12 protein-coding genes are annotated in these 18,396 nt (G+C 54.0%); 5 read left to right on the top strand and 7 right to left on the bottom strand.

What is annotated here, in order from left to right; genetic code table 11:
* Nucleotides 1–17: 17 nt before the first annotated feature.
* The 4 genes from NEA10_RS13590 to NEA10_RS13575 form a co-directional block, all read right to left on the bottom strand.
* Nucleotides 18–4,274, bottom strand: coding sequence for a CHAT domain-containing tetratricopeptide repeat protein (locus NEA10_RS13590; RefSeq protein ID WP_252661202.1), 4,257 nt, complete (start codon nt 4,272–4,274; stop codon nt 18–20).
* A gap of 783 nt (nt 4,275–5,057) precedes the next feature.
* Entirely contained in the window at nt 5,058–5,234 is a 177-nt protein-coding gene (locus NEA10_RS13585) for a hypothetical protein (protein ID WP_252661200.1), read from the bottom strand.
* Nucleotides 5,235–5,637: 403 nt separating this feature from the next.
* Nucleotides 5,638–7,155 (bottom strand): IS66 family transposase, encoded by a 1,518-nt coding sequence (gene tnpC, locus NEA10_RS13580; RefSeq protein WP_252661199.1) that lies wholly within the window; start codon nt 7,153–7,155, stop codon nt 5,638–5,640.
* 112 nt (nt 7,156–7,267) lie between these two features.
* Nucleotides 7,268–7,597 (bottom strand): hypothetical protein, encoded by a 330-nt coding sequence (locus NEA10_RS13575; RefSeq protein WP_252661197.1) that lies wholly within the window; start codon nt 7,595–7,597, stop codon nt 7,268–7,270.
* A gap of 242 nt (nt 7,598–7,839) precedes the next feature.
* Between NEA10_RS13575 and NEA10_RS13570 the strand changes: the two genes are divergently transcribed.
* On the top strand, nt 7,840–8,430 hold the full coding sequence (locus NEA10_RS13570; RefSeq protein WP_252661196.1) for a Uma2 family endonuclease: 591 nt from the start codon (nt 7,840–7,842) through the stop codon (nt 8,428–8,430).
* A 69-nt stretch (nt 8,431–8,499) separates the two neighbouring features.
* Here the strand turns inward: NEA10_RS13570 and NEA10_RS13565 are convergent, their stop codons facing one another.
* Nucleotides 8,500–9,612, bottom strand: coding sequence for an ABC transporter ATP-binding protein (locus NEA10_RS13565; RefSeq protein ID WP_252661195.1), 1,113 nt, complete (start codon nt 9,610–9,612; stop codon nt 8,500–8,502).
* Nucleotides 9,613–9,801: 189 nt separating this feature from the next.
* Here NEA10_RS13565 and hemC point away from each other — a divergent pair, with 189 nt between their 5' ends.
* Nucleotides 9,802–10,773, top strand: coding sequence for a hydroxymethylbilane synthase (gene hemC, locus NEA10_RS13560; RefSeq protein WP_252661194.1), 972 nt, complete (start codon nt 9,802–9,804; stop codon nt 10,771–10,773).
* A gap of 80 nt (nt 10,774–10,853) precedes the next feature.
* Nucleotides 10,854–13,187 carry a M48 family metalloprotease gene (locus NEA10_RS13555; protein ID WP_252661192.1) on the top strand — a complete coding sequence of 778 codons (2,334 nt, stop codon included), beginning with the start codon at nt 10,854–10,856 and terminating at the stop codon, nt 13,185–13,187.
* 9 nt (nt 13,188–13,196) lie between these two features.
* Here the strand turns inward: NEA10_RS13555 and NEA10_RS13550 are convergent, their stop codons facing one another.
* The gene (locus tag NEA10_RS13550; RefSeq protein WP_252661185.1) at nt 13,197–14,738 is read right to left on the bottom strand and encodes a TPM domain-containing protein; all 1,542 of its coding nucleotides are present in this window, start codon (nt 14,736–14,738) and stop codon (nt 13,197–13,199) included.
* Nucleotides 14,739–15,082: 344 nt separating this feature from the next.
* Between NEA10_RS13550 and NEA10_RS13545 the strand changes: the two genes are divergently transcribed.
* Entirely contained in the window at nt 15,083–15,859 is a 777-nt protein-coding gene (locus NEA10_RS13545) for a LemA family protein (protein ID WP_252661183.1), read from the top strand.
* A 53-nt stretch (nt 15,860–15,912) separates the two neighbouring features.
* On the opposite strand, the gene NEA10_RS13540 is transcribed toward NEA10_RS13545, so the two are convergent.
* A complete protein-coding gene (locus NEA10_RS13540) occupies nt 15,913–16,305 on the bottom strand; it encodes a YggT family protein (RefSeq protein ID WP_252661181.1) in 393 nt (130 codons plus the stop codon).
* A 202-nt stretch (nt 16,306–16,507) separates the two neighbouring features.
* Between NEA10_RS13540 and thrS the strand changes: the two genes are divergently transcribed.
* Complete coding sequence (gene thrS / locus NEA10_RS13535; protein ID WP_252661180.1) at nt 16,508–18,337, top strand: threonine--tRNA ligase; 1,830 nt, start codon at nt 16,508–16,510, stop codon at nt 18,335–18,337.
* Nucleotides 18,338–18,396: the final 59 nt, after the last annotated feature.

The raw sequence follows: 18,396 nt of genomic DNA, 5'->3' as shown, positions 1-18,396 counted from the left end.
TAAACAGCACAAGCCACCTAAACCCCGATCGCACAAAAGGCCCCCCAATGAATCGGATGTGCATAGGGTTGGTAACTAGCGGGTTTAAAGCCTAACCTCAACTTCTCTCGCAGCTTGGCCTTGGGATGAGGAGTTCCCGCCGACTCCTGCTGATTCAGCCAGGCCGTTAACTCCTGCTTGGTGACGGTTCTCATCCACTCTTGGGCCTGTTTCAACGCCAACGCCACCGAGGGCTGGGTCTGCATTTCCTCATACAATTTTACCATCAAAATCGCCGTCGAGACATCATTCACCGCCCAGAGACTACAAATCACATTGGCCGCCCCGGCATAGAGAAAGCCTAGCCCCAAACTGATATATTCCTCTAAGTTGGGCGAAAAGTCCGTTAACCCCGTTTCACAAGCCGAGAGAATCACCAGGCGACAGGCGGGTAAATCCAGTTCAAACAATTCCCCGAGGGTGTAACATTTGCTTAGGTCAATCTGCGTGCCTTTGCGCCAAGGGAGAAAACGAGTCTCGGCGGGTTCAGAGGGGGGGGTTTCCTCCGAGAGGGTTCGGCCGTCTGAGTCACTGACGGAGACTTTCGCCCCCGCTAACACCAGGGGAGAGAGGAGGGGACGGTTGAAATTGAAGGCCCCATGGCCGGCAAAATGGAGATAGTCCGCTTCTTGGAAGTCTTGGCGGTAGGAGTCTTCATTGAGGCGGGTTTTGCTGGCTTCCTGGCGGGCGAGACGGCGGGCGTTGGTGGAGAAGTTGGCTAAAATGGCGTCAACCTCTAAGTCCGCATAGTCTAGGTCTTCCGTGGGATTTTGAATCGCAAAGAAGCGCTGGCGGTTGCTGGTTTTGCGCTGGCGTTGGGAGACTTGCAGGAATTGACAACTGGGGCTATAGGTGACTCCCAGGGGGAATCTATCGGCGAGATAGTCCGGTTCATCCTCATCCCCCAGGGGTAAGGCGTGGAGGGGGAATAAATGCAACTCCCGATAGGGGACGACAATCAGGCGGCGGTAGCTGGGGGGAAGTTGGGCGAGGAGTTGGGGTAATTCCAGGATATCCCGCAGACGGCGCAGGAAGTCCTTGAGATGGGTTTCCCAGTCGTCGGAGTGGTGGGAATAGCTGTTGAGATAGGTGTCGCGCAACTCCTGTAATTGATGCAACTGTTCTGGGGGGGAAAGATGCACCGAAATCTCCCCCGTTTCGCCCCTGACGATAAAGGTATAAATTCCTTGGGGGCTGAGATACCATTCCATCAACAGGGTTTCTTTGTCCAGTAACGCCTGAATTTCCGAGAATTGGATGGGTTGGACTCGTTGGCTGAGGCTGAAGTTGGGGTCGTAGGTGTTTAGGGTTTCCAGGAGTTGGGTTAAGTCCTGTTGCGCCTGTTGGTATTGTTGACGCAGGCGGTCCATGACATCGGGGGTGAAGCTGGCGGAACCGCTACCCCGTTGTCCCAGTCCGCCCAGGTCCTGAGTATCGGGGTTGCTGGGGTTGTCGAGGTTTTCGATAAGTCGCTGTTTGGCGGTGACTTCCCGACGCAGCTTGTCGAGTTGTTGCAGGAGTTCTGGGGGAATGTCGCCTTTGGGGTAGAGGTCGCGGTTGCTGAGGAGTTCGATGAGGTTGCGGGATTTGCTGCGTTCGACGCTGGCTAAGGCTTTCCCGATATCTCCGCCATTGATGCAGGCTTGCACCAGTTGGGGATAGAGGTCTAGGGCGGCTTCTCGGCGTTTTTGTTTCTCGCTGTAGGAGTCGGTGAAAGTGCAACGGGTTTCGACGGCTTCGATAGCGGCTTCATAGCCATAGATGGCAGTGTCCCAGTCTTGAATCCGAAAGGCAGCATCGCCTAAATCGCTACCCAGTGCCAAGGCTTCTAGGGGGAATTGCTCTGGGGGACAAATGGTTAACCCTTCTTTCCATGCGGCGAGGGCTTCAGGAATTCGGTTAGAGTATTGATAGACAGAGGCGAGAAGATTGTAAATATCAGCCATCCCGGCGCGATCGCCCAATTCGGTCATCACTTCCAAAGATTGCTGATACAGACGCTCCGCCTCCTCCCAGTTGCCCCGATTTCGCTGGATATCTCCCAACTGTCCCCAAGAGGTAGCCATCCCGGCGCGATCGCCCAATTCCGTTCTCAAAGCCAAAGATTGCTGAAACAGACGCTCCGCCTCCTCCCAGTTGCCCCGATTTCGCTGGATATCTCCCAACACTCCCCAAACGGCTGCCATCCCGGCGCGATCGCCCAATTCGGTCATCACTTCCAAATATTGCTGATACAGACGCTCCGCCTCCTCCCAGTTGCCCCGCTTGCGCTGGATATCTCCCAACTGTCCCCAAGAGGTTGCCATCCCTTTGCGATCGCCCAATTCCGTTCTCACTTCTAAAGATTGCTGATACAGACGCTCGGCCTCGTCCCAGTTGCCCCGATTTTGCTGGATAGAACCCAAACTTCCCCAAGAGGTTGCCATCCCTTTGCGATCGCCCAATTCCGTTTTAACCGCCAAAGATTGCTGATACAGACGCTCGGCCTCGTCCCAGTTGCCCCGATTTTGCTGGATAGAACCCAACACTCCCCAAGATTCTGCCATCCCGGAGCGATCGCCCAATTCCGTTCTCACTTCCAAAGATTGCTGATATAGACGCTCGGCCTCATCCCAGTTGCCCCGAACCTTCTGGATATTTCCCAACAGTCCCCAAGAGGTTGCCATCCCGGAGCGATCGCCCAATTCCGTTCTCACTTCTAAAGATTGCTGATACAGACGCTCCGCCTCGTCCCAGTTGCCCCGATTTCGCTGGATATCTCCCAACTGTCCCCAAGAGGTAGTCATCCCTTTGCGATCGCCCAATTCCGTTCTCAATGCCAAAGATTGCTGATACAGACGCTCCGCCTCCTCCCAGTTGCCCCGCTTGCGCTGGATATTTCCCAAACTTCCCCAAGATTCTGCCATCCCGGAGCGATCACCCAATTCCGTTCTCACTTCCAAAGATTGCTGATATAGACGCTCGGCCTCGTCCCAGTTGCCCCGAACGTTCTGGATATATCCTAACTGTCCCCAACAGCTTGCCATCCCAGGGCGATCGCCCAATTCGGTCATCACTTCCAAAGATTGCTGATATAGACGCTCGGCCTCGTCCCAGTTGCCCCGAACGTTCTGGATATATCCTAACTGTTCCCAAGAGGATGCCATCCCGGCGCGATCGCCCAATTCGGTCATCACTTCCAAATATTGCTGATACAGACGCTCCGCCTCCTCCCAGTTGCCCCGCTTGCGCTGGATAGAACCCAACACTCCCCAAGAGGTAGCCATCCCTTTGCGATCGCCCAATTCCGTTCTCAAAGCCAAAGATTGCTGATACAGACGCTCGGCCTCCTCCCAGTTGCCCCGATTTTGCTGGATAGAACCCAAACTTCCCCAAGAGGTAGCCATCCCGGAGCGATCGCCCAATTCCGTTCTCAAAGCCAAAGATTGCTGATACAGACGCTCCGCCTCCTCCCAGTTGCCCCGATTTCGCTGGATATCTCCCAACTGTCCCCAAGAGGTTGCCATCCCGGCGCGATCGCCCAATTCGGTTTCAATTGCCAAACATTGCTGATACAGACGCTCGGCCTCCTCCCAGTTGCCCCGATTTCGCTGGATATCTCCCAACAGTCCCCAAACGGTTGCCATCCCTTTGCGATCGCCCAATTCGGTTCTCAATGCCAAACATTGCTGATACAGACGCTCCGCCTCCTCCCAGTTGCCCCGATTGCGCTGGATATCTCCCAACACTCCCCAAGAGGTTGCCATCCCTTTGCGATCGCCCAATTCGGTCCTCAAAGCCAAAGATTGCTGATACAGACGCTCCGCCTCGTCCCAGTTGCCCCGATCGCGTTCAATACAACCTAACTGTCCCCAACATAAAGCGATGTTAGCCCTATCCCCGATTTCCTCATACAAGGCGAGAGACTGTTGCAAAGATTCCCAGGCTTGGGGATATTGACTCTTTTTATACTGTTGAAATCCTTGCCGCAACAGAGCATCTGCTGTCGATTTAGTTTCTAGCCGAGGCAACTCATAGTTAGCCGCTGCGATTTGACCCGCAAAATACCGCAACCAGTCTACATTCCCCCGCCCCTGTTGCGCCCTCTTGTCCGCTTCGGCACGCATCACCTGCACTAATCCCTCATCCACCAGTTCCCGGTGGTTGCTCAATTTCGCCACCAGTTCCTTCCCACTGCGACAGGTGAGCAGTTCTTGAATCAGGGAGAGATAGGCTTGCACTCGTTGTTCATCCATGGCCACGCACCGAGTCGGGATAGTCTCCCAATTTTACCTCATCTGCCGTCAACCTCCCGGCCCAGCCCTTGCTACAATCAGAACGTGACTCATCTCCTGAACCGACGACTTGAATCATGACTCGCAAAATCAGCCTCGAACTCCCCGATGATTTGAGCCAACGCCTAGAAGCCAAAGCCCAAATCATCAATCTCTCTGTCGAAGCCATGGTCCTGAAATCCTGAGAGGATTTGGCGGCACAACCTGACGATCCAATTGCCCCACTCCTGGGTACATTAAGCTACGAACGGGATGATATCGCCTCTCGCCACGATGACTATATTGGGGATTGCTTCACAGGAGTTGTCGGGTGAGAAATCGTACATTTATTAATACTATCGAGACTCCACCAATGATTCAGAATAGCTCTAGCCACAGAGCGGGCATGGCACAGCACCCGGATTTTACCCCATCCCCGCGACGAGGAAATTCGTCATTCTTCACCCCGCCTTAAATTCAGGATTTCATCAGGGGTCATCTCCCCTGTGGCTTTTCCCCGCAGATTGGCGATTAACGTTGCTCCTTTGGCTGAGGTTTTTTGATACCGCCAAGTAGGGGCGAAAAATTTTTCGCCCCTACAAATTTTTCGCCCCTACAATTTTGTATCCCATGCAACCAGTTAAACCGTATATCCTGAAGACCCTTTCAGTTTCGCTGGTTCCCATGATGCAACAGCTTCAGGATACTATCCCCATTTTACACCATTTCCTCAACCTTGAATCCCGTTTATCGCTTTTTCTTAACTTAAGTGAACCAGGCAGCAAAATCAACTGGCCCTTCAATTTGTATTTGCATCAAATTGGACAGTAAACTGTTGTTTGTTTTTGGACGTGAAAATTTTTTGACGATTTCATAGAGTTCTAGCAGCTCATCTTCCTCTAGTTTGTCAATTTCTTCATCAATCAATTGTCGGATATTCATGGTTAGTTCCCTTGGGTAACACTAGAGATGTGGTTTAGGCTCTACAGCAAAACTGAGATATTCCCACCTCAATGGGTGACTTTTCCCACGGGTAGGGTCTTCTGGGTTTAGGGTAATCAGGAGAATTTATGGCAGATTACATACCTTGCGGTAGGGGCGAAAAATTTTTCGGTATCTGTTTAGCGAGAAAAGTTTAGGCCGGGCTGGCCGTATAAGACGGAAACCCAGGAATGGCAGGGGCTTCGGGGATGTTTAAGCTCAAAAAAGGCCAGGTTTTTAGAGCGAAAGGACTCAAAAACCTGGCCTTTTCGTAGGCGATGGCCGAGTGATGACCCAAAATGACTATTGGGCAGGCTGTAGAGCATCCCAACTCGATTCGGCATGAATCAAGATTCAGGGAACTCTAGGTGGGAACGACCTGGGCAACAAGCTCAACAAAGGACTCGTCAGATTGGGCAGCCGTAGCCGCCAAGGAAGCCAAAATCTCCCAAGTGCGAGCGCCGGATTCGGTTTTATTGCCACAAGAGACCTTGCGAGCGATGACGGCAGGACGCAACTGTCGTTCGGCGCGATTATTAGTCGCGTCCACTTGGGGGACATCGAGAAAGACCAACAAGTGGTCGCGCTGTTTGGCCAAGCGCTGACGTAGAGATTCTTCGAGCTGCGCTTGAGGGTCAGTGGTCTCGGGACCCGCCCGTGGTGGGGTCAGCAGGGTTTCGACTCGTTCTTCGAGACGACGTCGAAGTTGTGCCAGTGTCGAGGCCGACAGTCGCGAGGAGTCCGGCTCACAAGACAAGCGCTTCAACAACAAGGCCGCATGGAGCCAGGCTCGTAGTTCGAGAAGATAGCTTGAAGATTGACCGGCCGGGGTTTGTTGCGCTTGGGAAATCGCCTTGAAATGGTGGGCGTAGCATTTGTGCTGCCGGGGGGTTAAGTCATCGTAGATGTTAAGGCAGTCACTGACGAGAACCCCGTCAAAGTCTTGACCAATCAGTTCCCGTGCCGCCGGTTTGGAGCGCGATGGCACCACACGGTAGTAAGTGCCATGCTTATTGGTGAGAATCCACAGCCAGTAACCCGGACCGCTGACCCACCAACCGGTTTCATCACAGTACAGGACTTCGCTGTCACGTAGCTGGGCGAGCAAGTTGTCGTAGCGAGGCTGCAAGCGCTCGGCGATGCGGTCGAGGGCTTGAGATAAGCCGCCAGGACTGAGGCGAACCCCTGTCATCGTTTCGAGGGCTTGCACGGTTTTCCGCATCGTCACGCCTAATTGTTTATTGAGGTAGGCCGCATAACCCAGAGCACGTGGTCCGATTTGGGTGCCGGCGGCACCAGTAGCCCCAGACACTTGCAAGGGATGCTGGGAGCGGACGTTTTTTTGGCAGTTTTGGCAGTGGTTGCGATAAGTTTTCAGACGGATGACGCGCGGTTCGACCGGTGGTACGTCAATGACGGTTTGCTCTATGGCTTGCTGATGCTCTTTGTCTAAGGGTTGACCGCAGTCGGGGCATGTCTCTAGAGGCATTTCGTAGTGTTCGTCGGCGGCGCTCGCTGCGGGGGGTTGCCGCCAGTGACCTCGATGACCGGCTTTTCGCCCGGGACGTTTGGGCTGAGTTTTTCGCTTCGACCGTCGGAAGGGGGCGGCCTGCCGCTTGCCGGCTCGCTCGGCTTGGGCTAGTTTCTCTTTCAGCTCCACGATTTCTGCCGCTTGCGCTTCAATTTGCCTGGCTTGCTCTGTTTTTTGCTGTTCGAGTTCCAGGACTCGCAATCCTTGTTGTACGAAATGTTCAATCAGCCAGTCGGGTTCTCCCGCCTGTTTCTCACGGGCGAGACGGGTGATGTACTCGGCGACTCGTTCTTGTTGGCGCGTTCGAGTCCCTCGCTCTGGCTTGGTTTCCTTCCGACTAGACAGGCTCACTTGCCGACTGGCTTATCTCTACTCCTTATAGCTTGGCGACTTAACCCGTCTCTTGCCATCCCCCTTTCGTCGTACATTTGAGCGTTACGCTAAACAGATACATTTTTCGCCCCTACAATAGGGTATCGGTGGATTGCAACACTTTAATTTGCTCTTGTAATGCCGTCCCCATTTCATAAAAAGCGTTCCACTCGATAAAGTCTAGTTCATCGCCTAATTCCCCTGAGTGGAATCTTTGATAAAATTCAGCCGATGCCATGTTATACTGTTGTTCAAAAGTTTGGATTTCTGCTTCAAGTTCCTGATACGTTTGCTGACAGTCTGCTAATTCTAGGTTAATGATTTTGTCTAATGTCTGACTAATCGTGTCATTGGCTTTCCCGTGTCGATAAAGAGTTTCTAGGATTTTCAACTTCGCGATAATTTGAGATGGGGTTGACATCGTTTTAATACCATTTTGGGCTGGGCTTGCTAGATATCCGATAGCGAGGGGGGCGACCACAAGGGTGCGCCCCTACAGTTATCTATGGCACAATTTCTGAAAATTGGTATAAGGTCTAATCAAAGTTCAGGGAATGAGAACGGCTGTTCGCCCTTGAGCGAATCTGGGGACAAGTTCATTTTAGCGATAAAATACAGTCATTCCTCATCCGAAGGTCCCCACCCGAACCCAAGGCTCACCCCATGGCCTCAACCCTCCGCCTCGAACTCCCTCCAGATACCCGGCTTCAGGTCACCCCGGAGCAGTTTATGCGCCTGGCCGCCGCCAATCGGAATCTACGCTTAGAACGAAACGCCAACGGAGAACTCATTGTCATGCCCCCGACTGGCGGTGAATCAGGTCAACGCAACTTCTCCCTCATCGGCCAACTCGCCGCTTGGGTGGCCAGCCATCCTGACCTCGGTGAAGGGTTCGACTCCTCAACCGGCTTTCTCCTCCCCAATGGTGCCATCCGTTCCCCCGATGTGGCCTGGGTTCGCCGCCGCCGTTGGCAAGCCTTAACCCCAGAACAACGTCGCGGTTTCCCTCCCCTATGCCCCGATTTTGTCATTGAATTACGCACCGCCTGCGATGACTTGGCCCCACTCCAAGCCAAAATGCAGGAATATATCAGTCAGGGAACTGAATTAGGATGGCTGATTAACCCCCAGCAGCGACAGGTGGACTGTTACCGTCCTGGCTCGGAGATGGAGCGATTTGACCATCCTTTGGAGTTGTCGGGAGAGCCGGTTTTACCTGGGTTTCGCTTGCCGTTATCCCCGATTTGGTTGTAGGGGCATAACCCACCCCAACCCCTCCCAGGAGGGGAACCTATCCCTGCCCGGGCGAAAAATTTTTCGCCCCTACAAGTGGCGAATTAGGTCTTCGCTGATGGGGTCAAAACAGAGGAGATGTTCCGGGGGAAAGGTGACCCAAAGGACTTCGCCGGGTTGGGGTTGAAGACTGGCGGGGATAAAGAAATTGAGGACATTCTCCTGGCGCCGAGACGTTTCAGAGACCATCGCCCCCCGAATTAAGGTCTCTCGTCCCAGAGGTTCGGTGATGCTGACTCGGACCGCCAACCCCCCGGAGTCCTCTGAGGAAAGCTGGATGTCTTCGGGACGAATCCCGAGGGTGAGGCTGGGGGGGGAGGTTTTGGAACTGACAGCTTCCAAAGCTCGCACTAGGGGGGGAGAAGCCGCTAACTCCTGACCGCCAATCTCAAAATGAGAGCCGTTATAGGTGGCCCGAAACAGGTTCATCGGGGGACTGCCCAAAAAACTGGCAATGGTTTGATTGTTGGGCTGATTGTACACCTCTAAAGGGGTGCCGATTTGTTGAATCCGTCCCTCATGTAACACCACCAGGCGATCGCTCAACGTCATGGCCTCAGTCTGATCATGGGTCACATAAATCGTGGTAATCCCCAACTGTTGATGTAACCCCTTCAACTGCGATCGCATCTCATCGCGCAATTGAGCATCCAAATTACTCAAGGGTTCATCCAACAGAAACACCTGGGGTTCACGAGCAATGGCCCGGCCCAGGGCCACCCGTTGCTGCTGGCCCCCAGACAACTGTTTCGGCTTACGCTGCAACAAATGGGCAATACTGAGAATCTCCGCCACATAACTGACGCGATCGCGAATCGTCTTCTTATCCGCTCCCCGCATCCGTAAGCCAAAGGACAAATTCTCCGCCACCGTCATGTGAGGATAGAGAGCGTAATTCTGAAACACCATGGCCACATCCCGGTCCCGAGCTGGGATATCATTGGCACGGCGATCGCCAATATACAACTCCCCCGACGTGGCCATCTCCAACCCCGCAATCGTTCTCAGAATCGTGGACTTCCCACAACCGGAAGCCCCCACCAACACCCAAAACTCGCCATCGGGAACCGTAAAACTAATATCTTCAATAGCACTCACCCCATCAAAGCGTCGTGTAATCTGATTGAGTCGAACCGTTGCCATAGTAATTGTGAGAGTATCGGGAAGCCTGAGCAAAACCTGGGGGGAATTAGATATCCCCCAAGCTTCACTGTACCCTGATTTCCAACCGGCCATCTGCCTCAATCCGCTCAACTCCCCCGCCGGGATAGAACCAGAACTTGCGCTATCCTAGATTGGGCGTATTAGAACAATCCTTTAAAACCCGAATCCATGACTTCTACCGTTTCCGCCGCCGATCGCACCATTCGCATCGCCTCCCGTAAAAGCCAACTCGCCCTCGTTCAAACCCACTGGGTGCGTGATCGCCTGCAAGAATCCCACCCCAGTCATCAATTTGACATTCACACCATGAGTACCCAAGGAGACAACATCCTCGATGTCGCCCTGGCTAAAATCGGTGATAAAGGGCTATTCACCAAAGAACTGGAAGTGCGAATGCTCAACGGCGACGCGGACTTTGCGGTGCATTCCCTCAAAGACTTACCCACCCACCTCCCCGAGGGCCTCATCCTCGGCTGCATCACCGAACGGGAAGATCCCGCCGATGCGTTAGTGGTGCATGAAAAACATCAAGACAAACAACTCGACAGCCTCCCCGAAGGCGCCGTCGTCGGAACCTCCTCCCTCCGTCGTCTGGCCCAATTACGCCATCACTACCCCCACCTCAGCTTCAAAGACATTCGCGGTAACCTCAACACCCGCCTCGCCAAACTCGATGAGGGTCAATATGATGCCATTATCCTAGCCGTCGCCGGCCTGGAACGCTTGGGAATGGGCGATCGCGTCCATCAAGTCATCCCCAGCGACGTCTCCCTCCACGCCGTCGGCCAAGGAGCCTTAGGGATTGAATGTCGCGACGACGACCCCGAAATCCTGGAACTCCTCCAAGCCATCGCCCATCCCCCCACCACTCAACGCTGCTTAGCCGAACGAGCCTTCCTCCGCAGTTTAGAAGGCGGCTGTCAGGTTCCCATCGGCGTCAACACCCGCATTGAGGGCGACCAACTCACCCTCACGGGAATGGTAGCCCGTCTTGACGGTCAAAAACTCATCAAAGATAGCCTCCAAGGCCCCGCAAGCAACGCCGAACAGCTTGGAGAACAGCTCGCCAACGAACTGCGAAACCAAGGAGCCACGGAAATCTTAGAAGAGATTTTCCAGGAAATCCAGCGGGGGTCTTAACCCTCCAACGGGGAAAACTTGCCCAACTCCCCCATCCCGGCGTTATCGTAGAGGAGATTGGCGGTTCCTGAACGTGCCTTATGTCTCCTCCCACTCCCCCACCCCCTCCTCTTCCCCCCCGTTCAGCCAAACAACTCCTTGAATTAGGACTGGCTCAAACCCAACGGGGCGAATTTGAAGCGGCCATGGCCAACTTGCAACAGGCTTGTCGCCTCAGTCGTCATGGGGGAGAGCAGTTTAAAGCCCAGCGGGCCCTCGTCTCCCTCTATCGCCAAACCCAGCAAACCCAGGAGGCGATCGCCCTCTGTCAAGACCTCAGCCAACATTCCCATCCCAAAGTCCGGGCTTGGGCCGATGAGAAACTGGGACAACTCACCTCCATCTCCGAGGAACCGCCCCCCTCCGAAGCCTTGGGGTTTGTTCCCCTAGAAGACAACCCAGACGCCCAAGCCCCCGCCCAACGGGAACTCTACAGCCCGCCCCCCAGCAACCCGAACCCCACCGACTCCGAGGAACCCGAATTAGCCTTTAAGCTAATCCAAGACTCCCAACCCCCCGAACCAACCGACTCAAACCCTCCCCCACCCCAGAGAACGCCCCCTGAGGATTGGCGGGACGGCCCCCTAGAGCGTCCCCAAAGTCGGCGATCGCTCAAAGCGCCCCCCCTCGGACGGCTCAGAGGGCTAGAGGTATTGACCGCCATATTGCTCTTTATCAGCATCTCCCTGCCCCTGCATGGGGTGATGACGGGGATAAATGAAGTTTTAATCCAAATTCGCGCCCTTCGTCCCATACAGGCGTTTTTCAATGACTATAACAATCACATTTGGCTGAGCCTCCTTCTCTTCACCCTCATCTCCCCCTGGTGGTTGGATCTCATCTTGCGGCTGAATTGGGGCAGTCAGCGGTTTTCCCTCAGCCAACTGGGGAAATTTAGCCCCGAAGCCAAAGCCGCCGTACGTCACCTCTGCCGCAAACAGAAGATAGCGATTCCAGAATTGCGCCTGATTCCCAATGAAGCGCCGATTCTCTTTAGCTATGGAACTCTACCCCGGTTTGCCCGCCTGGTGGTGAGTCGTGGTTTGCTCAACCATCTCGGGGATGAGGAGATTGCCGCTTTAGTGAGTCGGGAATTAGCCCAGATTGCCCATGGAAATCTCCTGGGGATATCGGGAGTCATGGCGGTGTTACAACTGCCCTATACCCTCTATCTCCAGAGTAGTCGTTTAGGGGATTGGCTGGGCGATCGCGCCTGCAAATCCTCCCAGCACGTCTTAGGGATTCTCTATCAAACGGGAGTTTGGCTCAGCGTCGCCATCGGCAGTCTCAGTTATGGCCTCTTCAAACTCTGGCGCTATCCCATCTTAGCCCTCTCCCGTCTCTATCACAGCTACGGCGATCGCCTGGCCCTGGACCTCAGCGGCCATCCCAACGGCCTAACCCGAGGTTTCCTCTCCCTAGCCGAAGCCATTGGCCAGCATCGGGCCCAGCATCCCGAATCCAGTCCCCTCTACGAAAGTTGGGAAGCCTTAACCCCTTTGGGCGATCGGCCCACTCAAGTTTCCGGACAACGCTTACCGCAAGAAGCCCCGGAAATCGTCTTCTCCTGGCAACTCAAAAGTCCCTACGCCTCCTGGCTCAATCTCAACCAGACGCACCCCCTCCTCGGGCAACGCCTCTATCGCTTCCACCGCTGCGCCGAATTTTGGCAAATCTCCCCCCTTCTCAACTGGGCCGACGCCACCCCAGTCAAACCCCATCCTCGCACCCCCGGCTTATTTCGCCTGCAAGGAGCGCCCTTTTTCGCCACGGCGATCGGTATTACCTTAGCCGTAGTTCCCGCCTTTATTGGTTGGATCGATCGCCTATTTAGACTGCGCTATGTCGGTTGGCTGTATACCGATCGCTGGTGGTTACTCCTAGGCTTAACCATGGGAGGATTTGCCGTGGGAACAATTTTGCGATTTAATCCCTTTTTCCCCGAATTAAAACCCCGGCTGTTCCATGAATCTCCCGACTGGCAGAAATGGCTGAGCAATCCCCAAGCCTTACCCATAGACAGTCTCCCGGTGAAACTCTCAGGACGATTGCGGGGACGGCGGGGAACTGCCAACTGGCTGGGCCAGGATTTGCTCTTAGAGTTAGACGATTGGCAAATTCCCCTTCATACCTGTAGTCGGTTCGGGCCTCTGGGGGACTTTTTACCGCAACCCCTGCGCCCTCTGGACATCTGCGAACAAGAAGTGGTGGTGACGGGTTGGTTCCGGCGTGGAGTCAACCCTTGGATTGACGTGGATCAGCTGCACTGTTCCGGGGTCAAAACTCCCCCAAATGGGCATCAAGTTTGGTCTAGCATTATGATTGCCATCTTAACCATCTGGGGGGCATATTTCCTAGTTCGAGGTGGCTTTTAGCAGTTGCCCTTAATAGCTTCCTCCAGCACCGCCGCCACCGCTACTTCCACCGCCAAAACTGCCACCGCCACCGCCACCCCCACCCCCACCGGAGCCACCCGAGCCACCGGCTGACGTAGAATGAGTCAATCGAGGAATAACACGTTCTTCTTGTTTAGAATAATCGCAAGCCTGACAGGTATAGGTCGTTTGACGTAGGCCCGTGGACTGATAGGTGGGTTGAACCAAAGTTTTAGTCTCATGGGTGACCGTAAACTCTTCACAATTTGGACATTCCCTGAATTTCCCCCCCTTGACAACATAGCTACGTAAATGAAACTGAGACTCTTGGGGGCAACAGTGGGGACAACGTAAACCGGTAAATTGGGTACTGCCAAGGTCTTGAGCCACCCTCTGGTGATGATTAAGTTGTGCCGTCACCTCCGACTCGGGAACGGGAATCAACCGCGTCTGGCAGGTTTGACAGACTCGTTTTAGTCTTGCCTCAAGCCAAGGTTGAGTCAGGGTATAAGCCACCCAACCCATCCCCAAGGCCGCTACCAAGGAAAAGAGTAAAACCGTCCCCAGGTCATTTCCCCAAAACTCCATCAACAAGAGTCCAGCGGTGACTATAAAGATAGTGCTGCCCAACAAGAAAACCAATCCCCCCAAAACTAGCTTGGCTGGGATGGAGAGTAATCCTAGATAGCGATCGCGCCCCTCTTCCTGTAAACTCGCTTTCCCAGAACGAATGATAAATTGCCCAATCCTGACAATTGCCATGACCCCAGTTGTCAGCAGCAGCAGTCCGATGGCGATAGACGCTAACGTCCGGGACGCATCCAAAATCAGCAGGGTGACCAATATCCCCAAACAGAGGCTAAATCCGTACAAGGCTGCCCCAAATAAGACCCCTTGATAGAGAGCAGCATCGCTTCGTCCCATCACCCGCGATCGCCCCTGGGGGTCGAGTTCAATGGGTTGTTTCAACCGCTGACGAATCGCCCCATATCCCAGCACCGAAGCCCCCCAAAAGACGATCGCCCCCACCCCAAACTCACTCACAGCATCCACCTGGGGCGAATCCCCCGGGAGTTGGAACTCCTCCCCAGACAGGATCGCCACCAACGCCTCAACCCCCGCCAGAGTTCCCGCATCGAAATCATCCTCTCTAAACTCAGGAATCACCAACTGGTCAATAATCCGCCCCACCCGAGCATCTGGGAGTATCCCCTCCACCCCATATCCGGTTTCAATTTCAATACGGCGATCGCCCACAGAATGCAGCCACAGCACCCCATTATCCGCCTCGGCTTTCCCTACTCCCCAACGGTTAAACAGTCCCGTGGCAAAGTCTTTGGGAGTGGCCTCAGAAGCCGTATCCGCAACCGTCACCACCGCAATCTCGGTCCCATTCCGGGCCTCCAACTCCGTAATCATCCGATTGAGCCTCTGTTCCGTCGCCTCACTCAGAACATCAGCCATATCAGAAACCCAGCCCCCATAGGTTTCCTGGGGATTCCTCACCTGTTCCACCGTAACGCTGGACCCATAGGCGATCGACCATCCCATCAGGGATAGGCCCAACAACAGCAGGCAAAACCACCTCAAAACCCGCCGCGAGGGGGAGCGCCCTTTGGCTCTGAGCCATGAGTTAAATGTTCGTAGCAACCTGGAGATTTTCATAATCACCTGTTTTCCATCATGATTCAGCACTGGGACTTCCCCCGGGTCACGGCATCTGGCAACCTTGAAAAACATCGGCTAAACTGAGGCTGTCAGGTCATCCCCACTGAGGGTTTCCCCTAAATTTTGGCATCCTTTAGTTGGATATCCCCCCGAAACTTAATAGTTTGTAAATTTCCCAAGTCTCTCAAACTTTTTATAACCTTTAGAAACTGGTGTTGTATAATCTCATGAACAATTCAAATTCTCAAATTCCTGACGACCTCGCCCCTGAAATTTTAGAAATTGCTTCCCGGTACTACAACGAATCTCAGAATAGCTACTCCCTAGCGGAATTGCAAGACGCGGCAGCCGACGTTCAAATTCCCCCCGAATTTATTGAAAAGGCCCTTGAGGAAGTTCGGGTTAAAAAAGAGCGGGAACAGCAGCAACAAGAGCAGGCCCAGGAGCGACGCAAAACCGCCCAATGGATAGCCGCTGGTGTTGCGGTTATCCTCTCCATTTGGGGGATTAGTGCCTATAACAGCTTAGGGAGTCGCGCACAAGAGGTGGAGGCTCGCTGGGCCCAAGTGGAAAACCAACTGCAACGGCGAGCGGATCTCATCCCCAACCTTGTCAGCGTGGCCCGCAGCCAGGCCGCCGCCGAACAGCAGGTGATTGAGCAATTAGAGCGATCGCGCCAAGCCTATCTGCAAGCCACAGGGATGGAAGAACAACAGGCGGCCATGGTTGACGTGGAAGCCGCCATCCGGGAGTTTCAGGAGGCGATTGCCGGGAATCCCGAATTACAAACCTCCCAAGCCTTCCAAAATCTCAGCTACGAAATCGCCGGAACCGAGAACCGCATCGCCGTCGAACGGATGCGCTATAACCAAGCCGTGCAAGCCTACAATGGCCAGTTAACTCGATTTCCCCAATCCCTCATCGCCAACCTGGTGAGTTTAGAAGAAAAGCCCTATTTTCAGGCTCAGACCCGAGAGGTTCCCGATGTAAATACCATTCCTTAAAATTCCCTGGTACTTCAACAACATGCTGATTCATTATCCCCAACTTATCCCCATTACTGAGGCGCAAAGAAGGAGTAAATTAAGCGAATTGCCAACCATCCCAGTAAGGCATACGCTCCCATCGCCACCAAAATATTGACATCCAAGACATTAGTTCCCGCCAAATCTGTCGGATTCATAAATAAATTATCAAACGGAGCAAAAAACGGTTCCGACAAATTGTAAATAAAACTAGCAAACATATTTTCAGGATTTGCCCCACTAAAACGAAGTAGGAACCGTAAAAACAGCAACACCAATAGGGCACTGACTAAATAGGAAATAATGCGAATGACGCGGTAGACAATCAGGGCCCGTTGCGAAATCAGCACCCGTTCCTCCTCACTGTGAAGGCGATCGCGCTCCTCAGGGGAAAGATTGTTCCTCGGATCAGGATTAGGGTTCATATAAGGCACTCCAACGGACTATCTGCCCAAATCATAGCGATTTTCGCCCCCCGCATCCCAATGTAGCCCGGGAGTGGGTCTTGGGCCCGATGGTTGAGCGGGTGATCGGGGGCGATCGCCCCAAAGCTAAACTCACCCCAAGCCGGGTTCAGATTTGCGTTAGGATCAAAGAGTTCTTTAACTACTACCCATATACTCGTCCATGGTCGTTTCCCAGTCTCCTGTCAGCGAACACGCCGAACAGCCGATTCGCCTTCCTCGTACCAGCGAGTCGGACTCCATCAAACGGATTCGCCATACCGCCTCCCACGTCATGGCGATGGCCGTACAGCGGTTGTTCCCCGGAACCCAAGTGACCATCGGCCCCTGGACAGAGTATGGCTTCTACTACGACTTCGATCGCCCCGAACCCTTCACCGAGAAAGACCTCAAAGCCATCAAAAAAGAGATGGTGAAGATTATCAAGCAGAAACTCCCCGTCACCCGGGAAGTGGTCAGCCGAGAGGAAGCCCAAGTGAGAATTGAGAAAATCCAGGAACCCTACAAACTGGAAATTCTCGCCGACATCAAAGAAGAACCCATCACCGTCTATCACCTCGGGGACCAATGGTGGGACCTCTGTGCCGGTCCCCACGTCGAAACCACCGGCGACCTGCACCCCAAAGCCATCGACCTCGAAAGCATCGCCGGGGCCTACTGGCGTGGCGACGCCAACAATCCCCAACTGCAACGGATTTACGGAACCGCCTGGGAAACCCCCGAACAACTACAAGAATATAAGCGGCGCAAAGAAGAAGCCCTGAAACGAGATCACCGCAAACTGGGCAAAGAACTGGGCCTGTTCGTCCTCAACGATGTCGTCGGTCCCGGCCTTCCCATGTGGACCCCTAAAGGAACCCTGCTACGCTCAACCCTGCAAGACTTCCTCAAACAAGAACAGCAAAAACGAGGCTATCAAGACGTCGTCACCCCTCATATCGCCCGAGTCGATTTGTTCAAAACCTCCGGCCATTGGCAGAACTATAAAGAGGATATGTTCCCGATGATGTCCGACGAGGACTCCAGCCTTGAGGATGAGCGGGGGTTCGTCCTCAAACCCATGAACTGCCCCTTCCACGTGCAACTCTATAAAAGCGACTTGCGCTCCTATCGGGATCTCCCCATCCGTTACGCCGAATTTGGCACCGTCTATCGTTACGAACAGTCCGGGGAACTGGGGGGACTAACGCGGGTGCGTGGCTTTACCCAAGATGACTCCCACCTCTTCGTCACCCCCAACCAACTCGAAGCCGAATTTCTCAACGTGGTGGACTTGATTCTAACGGTCTTCCAAACCTTGCGTTTAACCAACTTCAAATCCCGCCTCAGTACCCGCGATCGCGACTCCGACAAATACATCGGCTCCGACGCCGCCTGGGATAAAGCCGAGAACGCCATCCGCCAAGCCATGGAATCCCGAGGGATGAGCTACTTTGAAGCCCCCGGAGAAGCGGCCTTCTACGGTCCTAAACTGGACTTTATTTTCCAAGATGCCCTCGAACGAGAGTGGCAATTGGGAACCGTGCAGGTGGACTATAACCTCCCCGAACGCTTTGAATTAGAGTATGTGGCTGAAGATGGCTCTCGTCAGCGTCCTGTGATGATTCACCGCGCTCCTTTCGGCTCTCTGGAGCGTCTCATCGGGATTTTGATTGAAGAGTACGCCGGAGATTTCCCCCTCTGGTTAGCCCCCGAACAGGTGCGGCTGTTGCCCGTTAGCGAGGAGTTTTTACCCTTTGCCAAAGATGTCGAAGCGCAAATGCTGGCCGTTGGCATTCGTGCCAAAGCCGACACCAGTAACGAGCGTTTGGGGAAACAGATTCGCAATGCAGAGAAGGCGAAAATTCCCGTGATGTGCATTATCGGGGCCAAAGAACAAGAATCCAACTCTCTCAGTGTCCGCACCCGGGCCTCTGGGGAGTTAGGGGCCTTGGAAATTCCCGAGGTGATTGAGAAACTCACTACGGCGTTACAGACTCGCGGCGATTTCTAATCCGTTGTCGCCGTTGAGTTGTCCAAGGCTAGAAACGGGGTTTGTCCGGAGACCCCGTT

Origin of the sequence: Phormidium yuhuli AB48, assembly GCF_023983615.1 — a bacterium.
In the GTDB taxonomy this organism is placed as follows: Bacteria; Cyanobacteriota; Cyanobacteriia; order Cyanobacteriales; family Geitlerinemataceae; genus Sodalinema; species Sodalinema yuhuli.
Note: the sequence above shows the minus strand (reverse complement) of the source record. Positions and strands in the feature narration are given on the sequence as shown.